14 protein-coding genes are annotated in these 15,041 nt (G+C 57.6%); 11 read left to right on the forward strand and 3 right to left on the reverse strand.

Annotation, left to right across the window (positions count from 1 at the left end; genetic code table 11):
- The 3 genes from IPK17_RS35440 to IPK17_RS35450 form a co-directional block, all read right to left on the reverse strand.
- Window positions 1–879 carry a carbohydrate ABC transporter permease gene (locus IPK17_RS35440; protein WP_343422438.1) on the reverse strand — a complete coding sequence of 293 codons (879 nt, stop codon included), beginning with the start codon at window positions 877–879 and terminating at the stop codon, window positions 1–3.
- Window positions 866–1,822 carry a carbohydrate ABC transporter permease gene (locus IPK17_RS35445; protein ID WP_343422439.1) on the reverse strand — a complete coding sequence of 319 codons (957 nt, stop codon included), beginning with the start codon at window positions 1,820–1,822 and terminating at the stop codon, window positions 866–868. Before IPK17_RS35445 ends, IPK17_RS35440 begins: the two co-directional genes overlap by 14 nt.
- Window positions 1,823–1,949: 127 nt before the next feature.
- Complete coding sequence (locus IPK17_RS35450) at window positions 1,950–3,266, reverse strand: extracellular solute-binding protein (protein ID WP_343422440.1); 1,317 nt, start codon at window positions 3,264–3,266, stop codon at window positions 1,950–1,952.
- A 331-nt stretch (window positions 3,267–3,597) separates the two neighbouring features.
- Between IPK17_RS35450 and IPK17_RS35455 the strand changes: the two genes are divergently transcribed.
- The 11 genes from IPK17_RS35455 to IPK17_RS35505 all read left to right on the forward strand — a co-directional run bounded on the left by IPK17_RS35455 (window position 3,598) and on the right by IPK17_RS35505 (window position 14,966).
- Window positions 3,598–4,653, forward strand: a complete 1,056-nt coding sequence (locus tag IPK17_RS35455) for a LacI family DNA-binding transcriptional regulator (RefSeq protein WP_343422441.1) — start codon at window positions 3,598–3,600, stop codon at window positions 4,651–4,653.
- A gap of 26 nt (window positions 4,654–4,679) precedes the next feature.
- Window positions 4,680–6,683 carry a glycoside hydrolase family 2 protein gene (locus IPK17_RS35460; RefSeq protein WP_343422442.1) on the forward strand — a complete coding sequence of 668 codons (2,004 nt, stop codon included), beginning with the start codon at window positions 4,680–4,682 and terminating at the stop codon, window positions 6,681–6,683.
- Window positions 6,676–7,152 carry a glycoside hydrolase family 2 protein gene (locus IPK17_RS35465; RefSeq protein WP_343422443.1) on the forward strand — a complete coding sequence of 159 codons (477 nt, stop codon included), beginning with the start codon at window positions 6,676–6,678 and terminating at the stop codon, window positions 7,150–7,152. Before IPK17_RS35460 ends, IPK17_RS35465 begins: the two co-directional genes overlap by 8 nt.
- A gap of 236 nt (window positions 7,153–7,388) precedes the next feature.
- Window positions 7,389–8,495, forward strand: a complete 1,107-nt coding sequence (locus IPK17_RS35470; protein ID WP_343422444.1) for an integrase core domain-containing protein — start codon at window positions 7,389–7,391, stop codon at window positions 8,493–8,495.
- 51 nt (window positions 8,496–8,546) lie between these two features.
- The gene (locus IPK17_RS35475; protein ID WP_343422445.1) at window positions 8,547–9,245 is read left to right on the forward strand and encodes a recombinase zinc ribbon domain-containing protein; all 699 of its coding nucleotides are present in this window, start codon (window positions 8,547–8,549) and stop codon (window positions 9,243–9,245) included.
- A 239-nt stretch (window positions 9,246–9,484) separates the two neighbouring features.
- Complete coding sequence (locus tag IPK17_RS35480; protein WP_343422446.1) at window positions 9,485–10,309, forward strand: ParA family protein; 825 nt, start codon at window positions 9,485–9,487, stop codon at window positions 10,307–10,309.
- On the forward strand, window positions 10,309–11,502 hold the full coding sequence (locus tag IPK17_RS35485; protein ID WP_343422447.1) for a ParB/RepB/Spo0J family partition protein: 1,194 nt from the start codon (window positions 10,309–10,311) through the stop codon (window positions 11,500–11,502). The genes IPK17_RS35480 and IPK17_RS35485 overlap by 1 nt, the downstream gene beginning before the upstream one ends.
- 236 nt (window positions 11,503–11,738) lie before the next feature.
- Window positions 11,739–12,107 carry a hypothetical protein gene (locus tag IPK17_RS35490; RefSeq protein WP_343422448.1) on the forward strand — a complete coding sequence of 123 codons (369 nt, stop codon included), beginning with the start codon at window positions 11,739–11,741 and terminating at the stop codon, window positions 12,105–12,107.
- The gene (locus IPK17_RS35495; protein ID WP_343422449.1) at window positions 12,089–14,287 is read left to right on the forward strand and encodes a hypothetical protein; all 2,199 of its coding nucleotides are present in this window, start codon (window positions 12,089–12,091) and stop codon (window positions 14,285–14,287) included. The genes IPK17_RS35490 and IPK17_RS35495 overlap by 19 nt, the downstream gene beginning before the upstream one ends.
- Before the next feature lie 338 nt (window positions 14,288–14,625).
- The gene (locus tag IPK17_RS35500; RefSeq protein WP_343422450.1) at window positions 14,626–14,778 is read left to right on the forward strand and encodes a hypothetical protein; all 153 of its coding nucleotides are present in this window, start codon (window positions 14,626–14,628) and stop codon (window positions 14,776–14,778) included.
- Complete coding sequence (locus IPK17_RS35505; RefSeq protein WP_343422451.1) at window positions 14,775–14,966, forward strand: SRPBCC family protein; 192 nt, start codon at window positions 14,775–14,777, stop codon at window positions 14,964–14,966. The genes IPK17_RS35500 and IPK17_RS35505 overlap by 4 nt, the downstream gene beginning before the upstream one ends.
- The last annotated feature ends 75 nt before the right edge of the window (window positions 14,967–15,041 follow it).

The following is a 15,041-nucleotide window of genomic DNA, read 5'->3' on the forward strand; positions in this document are numbered from 1 at the left end:
TTACCCCTTCAAGCCCGTCAGCGTCACGCCTTCGATGAAGTAGCGCTGGCCAAAGAAGAACAGCACGAGCAGCGGAATCGTGAACAGTGCCGAACAGGCCATCAACAGGGCGTAATCCGTGTTGTGGGCGCTCTGGAATTGCTGCAAACCGAGCGAGAGTGTGAACTGATCCTGTCGCTGCAAGTAGATCAGCGGGCCGAAGAAATCTTTCCATGCGCCGAGGAACTGCTGGAGCACGACGAACACCAATGCGGGGCGGATGAGCGGCAGCATGATGCGCCGTAGCACGCCGAACTCGCTGCATCCATCGATGCGGGCAGCGTCGATCAGTTCGTCCGGTACGGTGCGCATGAACTGGCGCATGAGGAAGATGTAATAGGCGTTGCCCAGAAAACTCGGAATGATGAGCGGCCACATCGTCCCGGTCAGGTTGAGCGTGCGCCAAACCATATAGGTCGGGATCATGGTCACTTGCCCCGGCAGGAACATCGTCGCCAGCACCAGCCCAAAGACCAGGTTGCGCCCGCGCCACTGCACCTTCGAGAAGCCATACGCGACGAGCGTTGAAGAGAAGGCCGCGCCCAAACACGAGAGGGTGGCGTAAATCATCGAATTGGTGACGTACTTGACGAACGGGATTTCCGCAACGGCGTCGGGGAAGTTCTGCCACATGACGACCGAGGGGAACCACGTTGGCGGGTTGCGGAAGACCTCAACGTCGCTCTTGAGCGCCGTGATCACCAACCAGTAGAGCGGCAGCGAAAACGCGGCGGTCACCACGCACGCGAGGAGAAACCACCAGCCTTTGGTGATGGTTTTCCGCGTGGTAACCGATCTGAAATTCAGAGGCGCATTGAGCGCGGCATTAGACGCGGTCATAAGTCACTCGATTCGAGGATACCCGGAAGATGATGACGGTGACGATCAGCGACACGATGAACAGAATCCACGCCATCGCCGAGGCGTAACCCATGTTGAAGCTCACAAACGCTTGCTGGAACAGGTAGAGCGAGTAGAACAGCGTGGCGTTGGCCGGGCCACCTGACCCGCCTGAGACGATATAGGCTTCGGTGAAATACTGGAGACTGTAGATCACGTTCATGATGCCGATGAACAGCAGGGTTGGCGAGATCATGGGGATCGTGACGTTGCGGAATTTACTCCATGTCCCGGCGCCATCGATTTCAGCGGCCTCGTAGAGCTGACGCGGCACGTCGGCAAGCGCGGCCAGCAGCAGAATCACGTTACCGCCGACACCCCACTGGGCCATGATGACCAGTGCCGCTTTCACCCAGTCTGGATCATTGAGCCACGCCGGCCCTTGAATGCCTATGACGGCGAGCAGGCTGTTGAGCAGACCGATCTGCGGGTTGAAAATCCACATCCAGAGGATGCTGCTGGCGACCGGTGGCACAATCAATGGCACGTAGATCAGCGCGCGCATCAACGAACGGCCAAACACATTTTGATGGTAGAGCAGGGCGAGGCCGAGCGCGAGGATCATGCCGATTGGCGCGGCCATGAGCGTGTAGATCACCGTGTTCATGATGGCGATCGGGAATTTGCGATCCATGGAGAACAGCAGTTGATAGTTCTGCAGACCGACCCATTCGGGAACTTCGTTGGGCCGCAGATGATAGGCTGTCATCGAGAAATAGATCGAGGCGAGGAAGGGGTACAGAATGAAGACCAGAAACCCGATCAGCCACGGCGTGATGAACGCCAGACCGATGAACAACCGCCGCCGCGCTACGGGGTTTTCCGGCAGTAAGCGGAGGGAGAACCGCGCCGGTGAAGCCTGACCAGTCGTCGCATGAACCATCTCTATTACTTCCTGTTCACAAGCTATTTCAGAAATAAACGCATCTCTGTGGATGAAACCGCCTCACCCGGGCGGGAACCCGAGATGAGGCGGTCGCTAGAGCTGTTTGTTCACTGCTAAAGGCCGATCAGCCGCCACCTTGCAGAATGGCGAATTCGAGATCGGCTTGCGCTTGAGCCAGCGCATCTTCCGGCGTCGCCTGCCCGAGCTTGACGAGGTCGATCTGCGGGTTGAGCGCGTTGCCGACCAGGTTGCCATTCGGGAAAATCGGGGCGAACACAGCCGCGGGGCTGGACGCGAGGTCAATCGAAATGGCGAAGAAGGTGTCATCGTTGAGCGTCTGGGCAGCCGCACCCGCCGCAATGTGCGAGATGTTCGCGAGCGCGTCGGCGTTGGCAGCGGCGCGTTCCGGCTCATACAGCCACGCGATGAACTTGAGGGCTTCGTCAACCTGCGCCGCGCCATAGGGGAACAGCCAGATGTTCGCGCCGACCATCGTCGCGTTGGGTTGGCCACCGGGGGCCTGTGGGATGGGCGCGACGCCGAAGTTGAGCTCCGGGTTGAACTGACGCACGAAATTGATGTGCCAGTTGCCGTTGATTTCCATCGCCAGCTTGCCGAGGACGAAAGGTTCACCGCCCGACGACTGGCCGAGTTCACCGACCGTGCCCGACCAATTCGTGAGCGCGTCCGCGCCGTACTGTTCAACGTACGAGGCATACCACTGCACGACCGAGGTGAGCGCTGGGTTCTGGAGGTTGATCGCCTGCGCGTCGGCATCCCAGAATGAACCGCCGAAAATCGCCGTCCACACATCCGGGTAGCCCTGACCTGCCCACGGCAGGAAGCCGAGCACGTCGATGCTGCCATCGGCGGCAAACGTGGTCAACTGCTGCGCCATCGCGTCGAGTTCTTCGAGCGTCGTCGGCGGCACTTCGGGGTCGAGTCCAGCGGCGGCGAAAAGATCCTTGTTCCAGTAGAAAACACGGTTATACATCAACTGGGGCAGGGCGTAGACCTGACCATCATACTGACCAGCGGCCCACACGTTTTCGGACAGGAAGATATCGGGGGTGATGCCGACGGCGTCCAACTGTTCCTGCGCGAGGGGCTGGATCGTGCCCGCGGTGACGAGCCCGGGGATATCGCCCGCACCCCAGTAAATCACGGCGTCCGGTGCTTCGCCGCTGTTGACGGCGGTCGCCAACCGGCCCGCGCTTTCGCCTGCGATGCCTGCACCGCTGACGACAGTCACTTCAATCGGAACGCCAGTGGCGGCACTGTACTCGGCGGCGGCGGCGGCGTAGTAGTCGCCATCGGCCCCACCCCACGGAACCCAAATCTGCACGGCAGCCTGCGCACTGACCAGCGTGCCACCCAGCACGAGCATCAGACCAACGAGCAGGGTGACGATGAACAGGGAACGGAGTTTACTGATCTGCATAAGAGTCTCCTCGAAAAATGGAATTTGTCTAATGGACAAATCTAAAATATCCATTAGACTGAATCTACGACGATTCATTTTGGCTGTCAATAGACTCGAAAAAGCTGAAAATGAATGAAGGCAGCCGAAACCAAGCAGTTCTGATTACATAGAAATGGACAAATGTGATGGATGATGTATGATTTTTGTCCATCTGTGTCCATTGGTGCTAGGCTAGGTGGTGAGGTGTCGGGGTTTGGCTATACTTATTATTTCGACTCTGGTGTGCAGGAACGTTCTCAGCGCTCATCGGTCCAGAGTCGAGGGAATGTGCTCATTTTAGGAGTTACTTATGGGTTCCTCTGTCACCGTGCGCGACATTGCCCGCGCCGCCAACGTATCGCATGGTACGGTGTCGCGTGTCTTGAATAATCATCCGGCTGTCACCGAAGAGAACCGGCAGCGTGTGCTGAAGGCGGCGACTGAGCTGGGCTACTTCGCTAGTAAGTCGGCGCGGAGCAAAGCGCAGCCGGAAAACCGCACTGTTTCCGAACTGGGCTTTCTGCTGACCGCCGGGGTCGATGCTGGCGAGCAGAATTTCTGGATTCGCATTTTGCGCGGCGTGGAGGCGGAAGCGACTCGCCACGGGATCAAAATCCTGTACCGGGCGATTGGCGATTTGATCGACTCCCCGGACCGTTTACGCACAGCGCTCAACGAAATGGGGCTGCGGTCGGTACTGCTGGTCGGTGATGGGGACCCAGAGATCGTGGCTGCCTTAGAGGACTTGCACATTCAGTTTGTGCTGGTGGACAGCCGGGTGCGTGGGACCACGCTCAACGCGGTTATTTCTGACGACTACGAAGGCGTGTATCAGATCATCAAGTACCTGCTTGATCTCGGTCATGAGCGGATCGCCTTCATCGGCAACACCGTGCGCAGCCCGCGCGGCACGCCGATCTACTCGATTGAATGTCGCGCGCTCGGTTATGCGCAGGCGATGCGGGACGCGGGGCTACCCTTTGAGGATCTGCTGCTGACGGGGGCGGGAGCGCTGTATGTGAACGATGGCTACGCCGCCTGCAAGCATTTGCTCGACAATGGCATTGCGTTCACAGCTTTGTTCTGTGCGAGTGATTTGGTCGCTGTGGGGGCAATTCGGGCGCTCAATGAAGCCGGACTGCGTGTGCCTGAAGACGTTTCGATCATCGGGGAAGATTCGCATATGGCGTCGCTCGTCACCCCGCATGTGACGGCGATGCGGACGCATCCTGAACAGATGGGCGCGTTGGCCGTGCGGCAGATCATGAGCGCGGTCGAAAACCCGGAGACCCCGCCGCTGGTGACGGTGCTGCCCATCGATTTGATCCAGCGGCAGTCGGTCGCGCCACCGAAACGGCGCACTTGAACCGGATGTAACGAAATGGAGTGATCGTGATCCAGCACCTGTCACTGAATGGCGCTTGGGAACTGAACCGTGTTGGGACTGGCGAGTGGTTACCCGCTCAGGTGCCGGGGTGCGTCCACCTCGACCTGCTGCGCGCGGGGGCGATTCCCGATCCGCTGTATCGCGATCACGAAGGCGAACTGCTGTGGATTGGCGAGACCGATTGGCAGTATCGCCGCACGTTCACCATGTCGCCGGAACTACTCGATCAGCCGTGTGTACACCTGGTGTGTGCCGGGCTTGACACGCTGACGACGCTCACACTGAATGATGTGTGCCTCGGCACGGCGGACAACATGTTCCGTACGTGGGAATACGATGTCAAATCTCTGCTGCAGGTGGGCGACAATACCCTCGTCATCCACTTCGCGTCGCCGATGCACTATCTGTGGAAACGCGACCAAGAGCGCACGCTGCCCGCTTGGATCGGGCCGGACAAAGTGCATGGTGGCGGCTGGCTGCGCAAAGAACCCTGCAATTTTGGTTGGGATTGGGGACCGCGCGTGGTGACCAGTGGGATCTGGCGCGATATTCGGCTGGTGGGCTATGCCGCGCGCCTCACCGATGTGCAGATTCAGCAAGCGCACGCGGATGGACAGGTCGAACTGGCCATTACTGCCGTGGCAGATGGCTGCTCCCCGGGTGACTTCGTGAAGATCAACGTGTGGTCCGGGACGGGTGACGAGCCGCTGACTGGCAGTGAGGTCCCAATCAGCGGGAAGACCGCGACAGCGCGCCTCACCATCACTGATCCCCAGTTATGGTGGATCAACGGGATGGGCGAACAGCCCCTGTACACCGTCACCGTCGATTTATTCGGTGCTGACCGCTCCTATCAGGATACCAGCGAAAAGCGTATCGGCTTGCGCACGCTCACACTGGATCGTCATGCCGACGAGTGGGGCGAGTCGTTCCAGTTTGTGATCAACGGCGTGCCGTTCTTTGCCAAAGGCGCGAACTGGATTCCCGCCGATGTCTTCCCGGCGCGCATGACCTACGACCGCTACAAGGATCTGATTCGCTCCGCGGTCGACGCCAATATGAATATGCTGCGCGTGTGGGGCGGGGGCTATTACGAAGCCGACGATTTCTACGCGCTGTGCGATCAGTACGGGGTTGCGGTGTGGCAGGATTTTATGTTCGCCTGCGCGACGCATCCCGGGTTTGACGCTGATTTTCGCGCGAATGTGAGCGTCGAAGCGGCGGAGAATGTGCGGCGGCTGCGGCATCATGCCTGTCTCGCGCTGTGGTGTGGCAATAACGAGATCGAGTCCGGCTTGGTGGGCGATACGTGGACCGACAAAACCATGAGCTGGACGGACTACAGCGCCCTGTACGATGAAGTCATTCCACACGCGGTGCAGCAGTTCGACCCGCTAACGGCTTACTGGCCCTCGAGTCCGCACAGCTCACAGGGCGAGCGGCGGAACACTAATAACCCGACCAATGGCGACGCGCATTTGTGGGAAGTGTGGCACGGCAAACAGCCGTTTGAATGGTATCGCACGGCGCAGCATCGCTTCATCAGCGAGTTTGGCTTTCAATCCTTCCCTGAACCGGCGACGATGCAGGGTGTCACGCTCCCGGAAGATCGCAATATCACCAGCTACGTGATGGAATACCGCCAGCGCAGCGGCATCGGCAACACGACGATTATGCAGTACCTGCTGGACTGGTTTCGTCTGCCGCGCGGCTACGAGGAAGCGCTGTGGCTGAGCCAGATTTTGCAGGATCGGCATGCAGTACGGCATCGAGCACTGGCGGCGCAATATGCCCCGCACGATGGGCACGCTCTATTGGCAGTTGAACGACTGCTGGGAAGCGCCGAGCTGGGCCTCCCTCGATTATCACGGTCGCTGGAAGGCGCTGCACTATCTGGCCAAACGCTTCTACGCGCCGATCCTCATTTCGGGCGTCGAACATCCCGAGCAGGGGACAGTCGACATTCACGTCACCAACGATCTTGGTCATACGCGCACCGGGTTGGTTGAATGGGCCCTGACTACGGCGGCCGGTAATCTCATCGAAGACGGCGAGGTGGTGGTGACGACGCCGCTCCGGGGCAGCGCGCTGGTGCATACGCTAGATCTACACGCAGCACTGGCTCAGGCCGGCGTGCGGGATGCCCTGGTTTGGCTCAAATTGCGCGTCGGCGTGGAGATCGTCACCGAGAATCTCGTGCTGTTCACGCGGCCCAAACACCTCAAACTCGTCGACCCGCAGCTATCGACGACGCTGGAGGCAAACGATGATGGGCACTATACGCTGCAAGTCCGCGCCGAGAAAGCCGCGTTGTGGGTGTGGTGCGCGGCGCAGGACGGACAAGTTAAGTTCACGGATAACTTTTTCCACCTACGCGCTGGGGAAACGCGGACGGTGGAACTTACACCAACGCGGCCCATCACGCCTGCGGCTTTAGACGCACAGTTGATTGTGCGTTCACTCGCCGATACTTACTGACAGTAACCACGAAGACACGAATCCGGGCTGGTTACCTAGAAGCGTCTTGGGAGAATTATTCTCCGACTCATGTCATAAGTCCGAGAAAAGGGACTTATTGTAGTCGGTATGGATTTGTCGGCTTATCCACCCTGTAGGGTGCGAAAACCCTATCCGTTCTCATGTATGCTCGACCAAAAACCGATCTCCTCTGGTAAGATATCGCCTTTCATCGCTCGAATTGGTCACTGCTCTTCATGTTCTGGCACTCCCTTTATCAACTCCTTGCCTTCCTACTCGATATCGTACGCATTGTGCGGCAACCGCTCGATCAGAAAGACCTCGAAATCCTATTCCTGCGCCAGCAACTCGCCGTTGTTCGCCGTCGGCAGAAACGTGCACCGACTCTCTCGCGCTTCGAGAAACTGCTGTTCGCTGCCCTCGTCGCGCAGCTCAAACAGGCGGCGCAACCTGTACAAGAACGGCTCAGCAACTTCCTGCTGCTGTTCCAACCAGATACTGTATTGCGCTGGCATCGCGATTTGGTGCGAAAGAAATGGACGTACGCCTCACCGAGAAATCGAGGTGGACGTCCAAGAACCGATGCCGAGGTGGAAGCGTTGATCTTGCGCCTCGTACGCGAGAACGGTTGGGGTGGTGGTAAACTACATGGAGAGTTGAAAAAACTGGGAGTGACGGTCGGCGAAACGACCCTCCGTGACATCCTGCGTCGGCACAACATTCCTCCCGCCCCAGAGCGGCAACGTCGAGCAACCTCATGGCGGACATTTCTAAAACACTACCGCCACCAACTCCTAGCGTGCGATTTCTTCACCGTGGAAACGCTCCGCTTGCAGACCCTCTATGTGTTCTTCTTCATTGATGGCGGAACGCGGCGCGTGCATCTCGCAGGCATTACGGCACACCCGACCTCCGCGTGGGTCAACCAGCAAGCACGAAACGTTCTCTGGCAGCTTGAGGAGTCCGGCTATCCGGCACGCTACTTGATCCGCGATCGCGATAGCAAGTACACGCCCGTCTTCAACGCAATTTTCGAAACCGAAGCGATCGAGGTCATCAAAACACCGGTACGCGCACCGAAAGCCAACGCATTTGCCGAGCGCTGGATCCGTTCTGTCCGCGAAGAATGCCTTGACCGGCTTATTGTTCTCGATCAGCGGCACCTCCACTACGTCCTTACGGAGTATCTTGACTATTACAATTGCGGTCGCCCGCATCAGGGGATCGAACAACGCACCCCGATCCCGCTGCCGATTTCAAACTCCTCAAGGGCAGATCGAACGGCGCGATATTTTGCATGGTCTCATCCACGATTATCGCCGTGTCGCCTAGCTTTCCCGTGAGGATACGGTTTTCGCACCCTACACGCCCACGAACCGCTAATTAGCCAAGCAATGTTTGATGATTGCCAGAACGCACGTGCACGGCGCGCCGCCAAACATAACGTGACGCCACACAATGCACGGCGAATTTACCCGCTCGGCGGGCTGCTGTATTGCCTAGAATGTGGTACCGCTCTGTACGGACATGTGCTTCGCGGAAATCCTGTTTATCGTGACCCAGCACGGGAAAAAGGGCATCAGTGCCGCGAAGTGGTCAAGTCAGCCAGTGCGGAGGAACTGGAGGCTGTGATTGGCGATTGGCTGTGCAGTTGGGAATTTTCGGATGATATGCGGGCACGGCTACATAGACGCGCTGCCATGCCTGTGGCTGTTGACATGAGTGCCGAACGCCAGCGGGCAAAAATCCAAAAGCAGTTGGACAATCTCGCGTTACTGTTCAGACTTGCCGATATTTCACAGGAAGAATACTTGGAGCAGCGTGCAGAGCTGCGCGCGCAGTTGGATGCGATGGCAAGGATTGGCGGCGTGAGTGTGTCTGAGCTAACGACCGTCGCGGAGTTGATCACGACTTTGCGTCCGGTCTGGAAAAAAGCAACGCTGCAAGAGAAGAAACTCATCTTGCAGCGTCTGGTGAAGACGGTGTATATCCGTCATGGTGAGATCGTCGCCGTTGAACCTTTACCGGTTCTCTGGCATCTGATCCGCGAAGCGGGAAAGACAGGAACTTATCCGAACCTTCTTGCGGCCTAAATCGGTCGATTTTCCTCCAACGTATTGAGTCTCCATACCACGCACAACTGGTGCGCCTCTCAACCCTAGAGTAATTCGGCTTGAACGGTGAGTGGGAGAGGGAACCGTCCTCCCCCAGTCATCTTGAAGCTCGCTGCCCGTGCCAGCAAGACTTCCGGACACCACTGTACCACAGCTCCGCGAGGTCCTTGCCCGCGACAGCGAAATTGCCAATGGTTGGGGTGTGAGAGGACATGGCCATGACTCGCAGTTTCGTTTTCACCAATCACAAAAGGGGCGTGGGTAAAAGCACATCTGCCACCAACATCGCGCTCGGCATTACCCAGGTGCTGAAGCGCGCCAATGCGTCCAACTGCCGCGTGCTGCTGATTGATACCGATTCACAGGGGCATGCCTCGCTGGTTACGACCGGTCGCAAGGACTATGGCGCGGACGACAGCCTCTACACCGTCCTGATGGCGGATCGGCAGACTGCGCCGCAGACGCTTATGAACTGTATCGTGCAGAGCCAGTGGGACGAAGACCTCCATGTGCTACCGGCGTCACCAATGCTCGAAGGCGCGGAGCGGGGGTTGATGGGTGTGGCTGGCGCGCCGTATCGCCTCGCCGATCCGCTGAGCAAGATCGCAGGACAGTATGCGGCGGTCGTCATCGACACTCGCCCTTCCTTCTCCTTGCTAACTGAGATGGGCTTACTGGCGGCGACGGATGCCATTGTGCCGGTTGAACCGCGCTATCTGGAAACGGTCGGGTTGACCAGTGTCATCCAGAAGATCAACGACATTCGCGATGCCTGGCGGCATCCCAACCTGCGCGTGAGCGGTCTGCTGGTCACCAAGATGGATACCCGGGTGCGCGGACACAATCACTTATTATCCGAGATCAATGCGCATCCCGTGTTGGGCAAGCTGGTGCTCGGCGTGATCCCGGTCAACGAGGCGGTCTCGTATGCTCATCATAACCACCAGAGTCTCTTCACCTACAATCCGCGCTCGTCCGCTAGTCGTGCCTATATTCAAGTTGTTGGTTCGCTGGTGCGCTACATGGCAAAGGTGGGTGCGTGATGGGGAAGGGGAACACGAACCGGATCGATGAACTGCTGGCCTCGGTAACCACTGATTTAATGGGTGACGGTCAGGCGACATTTCAAGATAACAGCATCCGCGTCGAGCGTTTGTTGCTGGAAATGGTGCGCCCCGATCCGGTGCAACCGCGGCGTGTATTGCCAGAGGCTATTCACCTCCGTTTCCACAACAACCACGTCACGCCAACGCAGGCACTGCGCGAACTGGTGCAGATTGTGCAGATCGCCGCGCGCCAGCGGGGCCGACCGTTCAACAGTGTGCTCGAACTGCTGCCCAAGGCGGACGACGAGCACGAAGAAGAAACCGCAGTTAACCTGTCGCCCGAAGAACAACTGTTGCACGATCTGGTCAATCTCGCGGTGACCATCCGCGACGACGGTCAAGTGAATCCGCTCACCGTTGTGGATGTCTCCCAAGGTATAACGAGGCTGTTTCGGATTGAGACGGGCGAGCGCCGCTATTGGGCGACATGGTTACTCCGCGATTTCATCCCCAACTATACTGGCGATGGCATGATCCCCTGCATAATCATCCCCGAACGGCAGTCATCCGTTTTCCGGCAGGCGAAAGAAAACACAGCTCGCTCCGGGTTAACCGCAGTTGCCTTAGCTCGACAAGCTGCCCTGCTGCTCCTAACCGTGCATGGGTACCAAATCCCAGCTTATGCAATTGGGAACGACTTCTACCGTCAAGCGCTCGATCTCGATCTGCGGTCGAAACGTGAGTACACCGACATGATCTTGAGCGCGATGGGTAGGATCAAGCGCGGACAGTTCAGCTATATCAAAGGGTTGCTGCGCCTGTCCGATGAAGCACTTGAACTGGCTGACCGTCACGACATCGAAGAGAAGAAACTTCGCTACGTAATTCCTGTCGCCAGCGAGTATCACGCCGAAATTGTCCGGCAGATTATCGATTTCAACCTAACCAGCAAGCAGGTGAAAGAACTTTGTGAAGGTGAAGCGCCAGACGCAAGTCAGGAAGAATTTGAGAAGTTCTCACCTGCGGCTCTGAAGTTGGCAAAGGTGACACACGCGATCAGCACGACCACGCCACAAGAATTAGCACGCGCCTTGATGCAGCAGGAGAAAGACTCTGCGATTGCACAAGCCAGGCTTCAGGCGATGCGGAAATTTATCAGTGAAGCTGAACGTTACTTGACGACTGATTGAAATCGTTCACCCGGGTGAACAAATTGGAGGATTGATGATGAATATTCTGAGTCGTGCACCGCCCTAGAAAAGAAAAGGCCCACTGCAAGACAGCATGTGGGCGACAGACGGTGATATACATGTGACCTAGACACTCACAATGTATCACAGCCTGTCCCTGCATGCAACTGAAGAGCCGTTTTCAACTGTGTTTTTTGACACGAGTTCATTTCAACGTTGCCTGGAGACAGAGAACCATGAGTATTGATCTGGAGCAGGTTCGCTCCGCTAACCCCATTGAACAGCTGATTGGTGAGAAGTTCGCGCTCAAGCGGCAGGGCACCCGGTTGGCCAGTGTGGAACACGACAGCTTGGTGGTGACACCACAGACCGGATTGTATTTTTGGAATTCCCGCAGCGAACACGGAGATGTGTTCGACTTTGTCGGCCGTCACTTCCTTAATTATGGTTCAAGCTGGAACAACCGCGACGCCGCCATGTTTATGGAAGTTGCTCGTTATCTGGCCCAGCGGGCTGGCATCCGCATTGAGGAGGGGGCGACTTTCGCCAGTCGCCGAGTTGGGCGGAACGCCAACTCATCCAGCGCTTGCACGAGGCGCTGCTGAGTACGCCGACTGCGCTCGACTATGTGACGAAGACGCGTGGGTGGCAGTTGGCGACCGTGCGGAATGCGCGGCTCGGGTTCATGCCGTCAGACAAACGGAAGCTGGTTGCCGACTTGAACCTCGCCGACAAGTGGCGGAGTGTGATCGCCAAATTCCCCGCCGGGATGCTGGTCTACGCCCATCTGGAACGGGGGCGTTTGGGGTATCTGAGCGGACGGGCGGTCAGTGGGAAACAGCACTACAACCCACCACGCGAGTTGATTGGGGAGCGCCGTCCGTATGGCAATCACCTTTACACTCCAGAGGCAGATCAGTTGGTGCTGGTCGAAGGGCAAGCGGACGCCATCACGTTTGGCGAGTGGGGTTTTCCTGCGCTGGCGGTAACCGGGATGTATGTTTCGGATGATCAGCTGATGGCACTGCGGAAGCATCGACGCATCTTTGTCGCGCTCGATAACACGCCGGATGCTCTGCAGAAGAATCAGGCGCTGGCGCGGCAGCTCGGCAATTCCGCGCTGCTTCCCCGGTTGCCCACTGGTGTAAAGGATGCCAACGACTGGCTGTTGCAGGGAGGTAGTACTGAGGAGGTGCAGGCGGTGCTCAATAAGGCGAAAACGTGGCTCCAGACCGAGATCGAGCGGGTCGCGTTTCTCGATGGTCTGGAAAAGAAGGATGCGATCCGGGCGTTGTTCACCCACGCCATCGATCTGGATGAAATGGAATTGAGTGAGTTCCGTTCAGCGCTGGCAAAACAGGGTATGAAAGGTCGCGCCTTCAACGACCTGATGCGCGCGGCTCGTAAACAAGAGGAACATACGGAAGATGATGATCTGCCGCAGATTCTCGGCGATGACATTCCGCTGCTCTCGCCCGCACTGGGTTTTCAGCGCGACGTGGCCATCGTCACCGTGTCGGTCGTCGAACGTACCAAGGACAAGAGACTCAACACGCAGCCGTATCTGGTGACCTCATCTCGTGAACTGGTGCGCTTGAGTGATGCGCAGATCATCAAGCTGGACGGGCATGAAGTGGCTTTGCGGGTGATGCCGGAAGGCTCCGAATTCCTCATGCGCTGGCGCTTTAGCGATATCCAGAAGTTTCTCAACGGCGAGACGGTCGATGCTGGTCAGGTCTTTCGTGCTGTGCACGACCTGTTCACGCGCTATGTCGATTTTCGCTCGCCGGTCGAAAGTGCGATCCTGACGCTGTGGACGATGGGGACGTACTTCTACACCATGTTCCCGGCATATCCCTATCTCGCGCTGAACGGGCCGAAGAACAGCGGGAAGTCAACGGTGATGCGCGTGCTGCAACCACTGGCCTTCAACATGGTGACGACTTCCGACCCGACTGGACCGTCGATGTTTCGGCTCATCCACTACACGAGCTGCACGGTCGGGATCGACGAAGCCGAACGCTACCATAATCCCAAAGACCCGGGCATGCAGCAGATCCGCCAGCTGCTCAACAGCGGGTATAAGCAGGGCATGCCGGCGATTCGCCTGATCGGCGAGGATATGAAGCCCCAGGCGTTCGATGTCTATTCACCCAAAATCCTAGCAGCCATCGCGGGTCTTGAAGACATTCTCGCGTCGCGCTGCATCGCCATTCCGATGCGCCGCACCGACAAGAAAATGCCCTCGTTTCCGCCGGACTTTGATGGGGCAGGGCTCCGACATCAGCTTTATACTCTCGCATTGACCCACTTCAAAACGGTCTACAGCAACTACTCAGAGCGTCCGACGTTACATACGCTGCACAACCGTTCCGGTGAACTCTGGTCGCCGCTCGTCGCGCTAGCGGCGTTCTTCGAGGAGCAGGGCGGTGTTTCGGGCCTACTTGAAGCCATTGCGACGACCGCCGAGATGGATGAGCAGATTAGCGAAGGCAAGGCGCTCAGCGATCGGGAGGAGGCTGTTCTGCAAGCGCTCGAATTGCTTACTCGAGGACGCAATCAACTGACGTGGATCAAAGCGAATGACCTGCGGGAGCGGGTGGCCCGGTTGCTTGGTCAGACCTCCGATCGGATGGGCGATGGGCAATGGATCGGCCACATCATTAAGCGCTTGCATCTGGCGGACGAAGGGCGGCGCAACCGAGCAAATGATGGGGTCACCTACGCGATCCAGCCGGAGGAAGTTCTCGATATGATGCGTCGGTACGATGTTTTACCAGTGTAGTGCTATATAAGGAAGCGAAAAACCGTTCACACCCTACACACTCTTCACTTCTTCCCTCAGGATCTGTGTACGGTGTGAACGGTTTTCGGAGGTTGGACGTATTCCAATCCTCGGTTCACAGAGCTGCGCATCCTGCCGATCTTGTCCGACCCGCATCATCACGACTACCGCGACACGGCCCGATTTCTTCTATGCCAGACTTCTAAGCCGCCGTCGAACGGTCGATTCTTTGCTCTCCATCAGGTGCGAAAAGTAATCAGCACAGTGACGGCAACCGGCGCAAGCTGATGGGCGTGTGCTCGTTGACGACTGTCATACTCAACTAGGGAAGATACAGTGTGGATAAGGTTTTTTGCTACTACAGGGTTGGGCGGCGTTTCGAGCAAACACTCGATCTCGGATTTCCTCTCGGAAAAGTGATCTCCGCCGAAACCGTCGGCACGGTGATCCCGCAGGAACAGGTCATGTGGTGGAAAGACGAAAAGGAATGAAGCCCTGCCACCTCTGGAAGTTTGAGTCGCTGGGTGAGAACCGAACACGAATCATCAATGTCGAAGTGTTTCACGGTACGCTGATGGGGCTGATCAAACCCCTGATCGCAGGAAACTGGCAGCGCCGATTTGAGCAGGCGGTCGCTGGCTTGATCACGCAGGCTCAAGTCATGCCGGAGCGAATCTAGCCGGGTGTGTAATTCGGCTTGATAACCTACTCTCCATACTATCACTCGCTGGAGAGTAGGTTGGTGAGGTTGCAG

It is taken from the genome of Candidatus Flexifilum breve (assembly GCF_016713355.1).

What these genes read in the sequence shown, in the direction of transcription:
- IPK17_RS35470 (WP_343422444.1), top strand. Translation starts at nt 7,389, where the DNA reads ATGTTCTGGCACTCCCTTTATCAACTCCTTGCCTTCCTACTCGATATC.
- IPK17_RS35445 (WP_343422439.1), bottom strand. Translation starts at nt 1,822, where the DNA reads ATGGTTCATGCGACGACTGGTCAGGCTTCACCGGCGCGGTTCTCCCTC.
- IPK17_RS35440 (WP_343422438.1), bottom strand. Translation starts at nt 879, where the DNA reads ATGACCGCGTCTAATGCCGCGCTCAATGCGCCTCTGAATTTCAGATCG.
- IPK17_RS35505 (WP_343422451.1), top strand. Translation starts at nt 14,775, where the DNA reads ATGAAGCCCTGCCACCTCTGGAAGTTTGAGTCGCTGGGTGAGAACCGA.
- IPK17_RS35450 (WP_343422440.1), bottom strand. Translation starts at nt 3,266, where the DNA reads ATGCAGATCAGTAAACTCCGTTCCCTGTTCATCGTCACCCTGCTCGTT.
- IPK17_RS35455 (WP_343422441.1), top strand. Translation starts at nt 3,598, where the DNA reads ATGGGTTCCTCTGTCACCGTGCGCGACATTGCCCGCGCCGCCAACGTA.
- IPK17_RS35475 (WP_343422445.1), top strand. Translation starts at nt 8,547, where the DNA reads ATGTTTGATGATTGCCAGAACGCACGTGCACGGCGCGCCGCCAAACAT.
- IPK17_RS35480 (WP_343422446.1), top strand. Translation starts at nt 9,485, where the DNA reads ATGACTCGCAGTTTCGTTTTCACCAATCACAAAAGGGGCGTGGGTAAA.
- IPK17_RS35490 (WP_343422448.1), top strand. Translation starts at nt 11,739, where the DNA reads ATGAGTATTGATCTGGAGCAGGTTCGCTCCGCTAACCCCATTGAACAG.
- IPK17_RS35485 (WP_343422447.1), top strand. Translation starts at nt 10,309, where the DNA reads ATGGGGAAGGGGAACACGAACCGGATCGATGAACTGCTGGCCTCGGTA.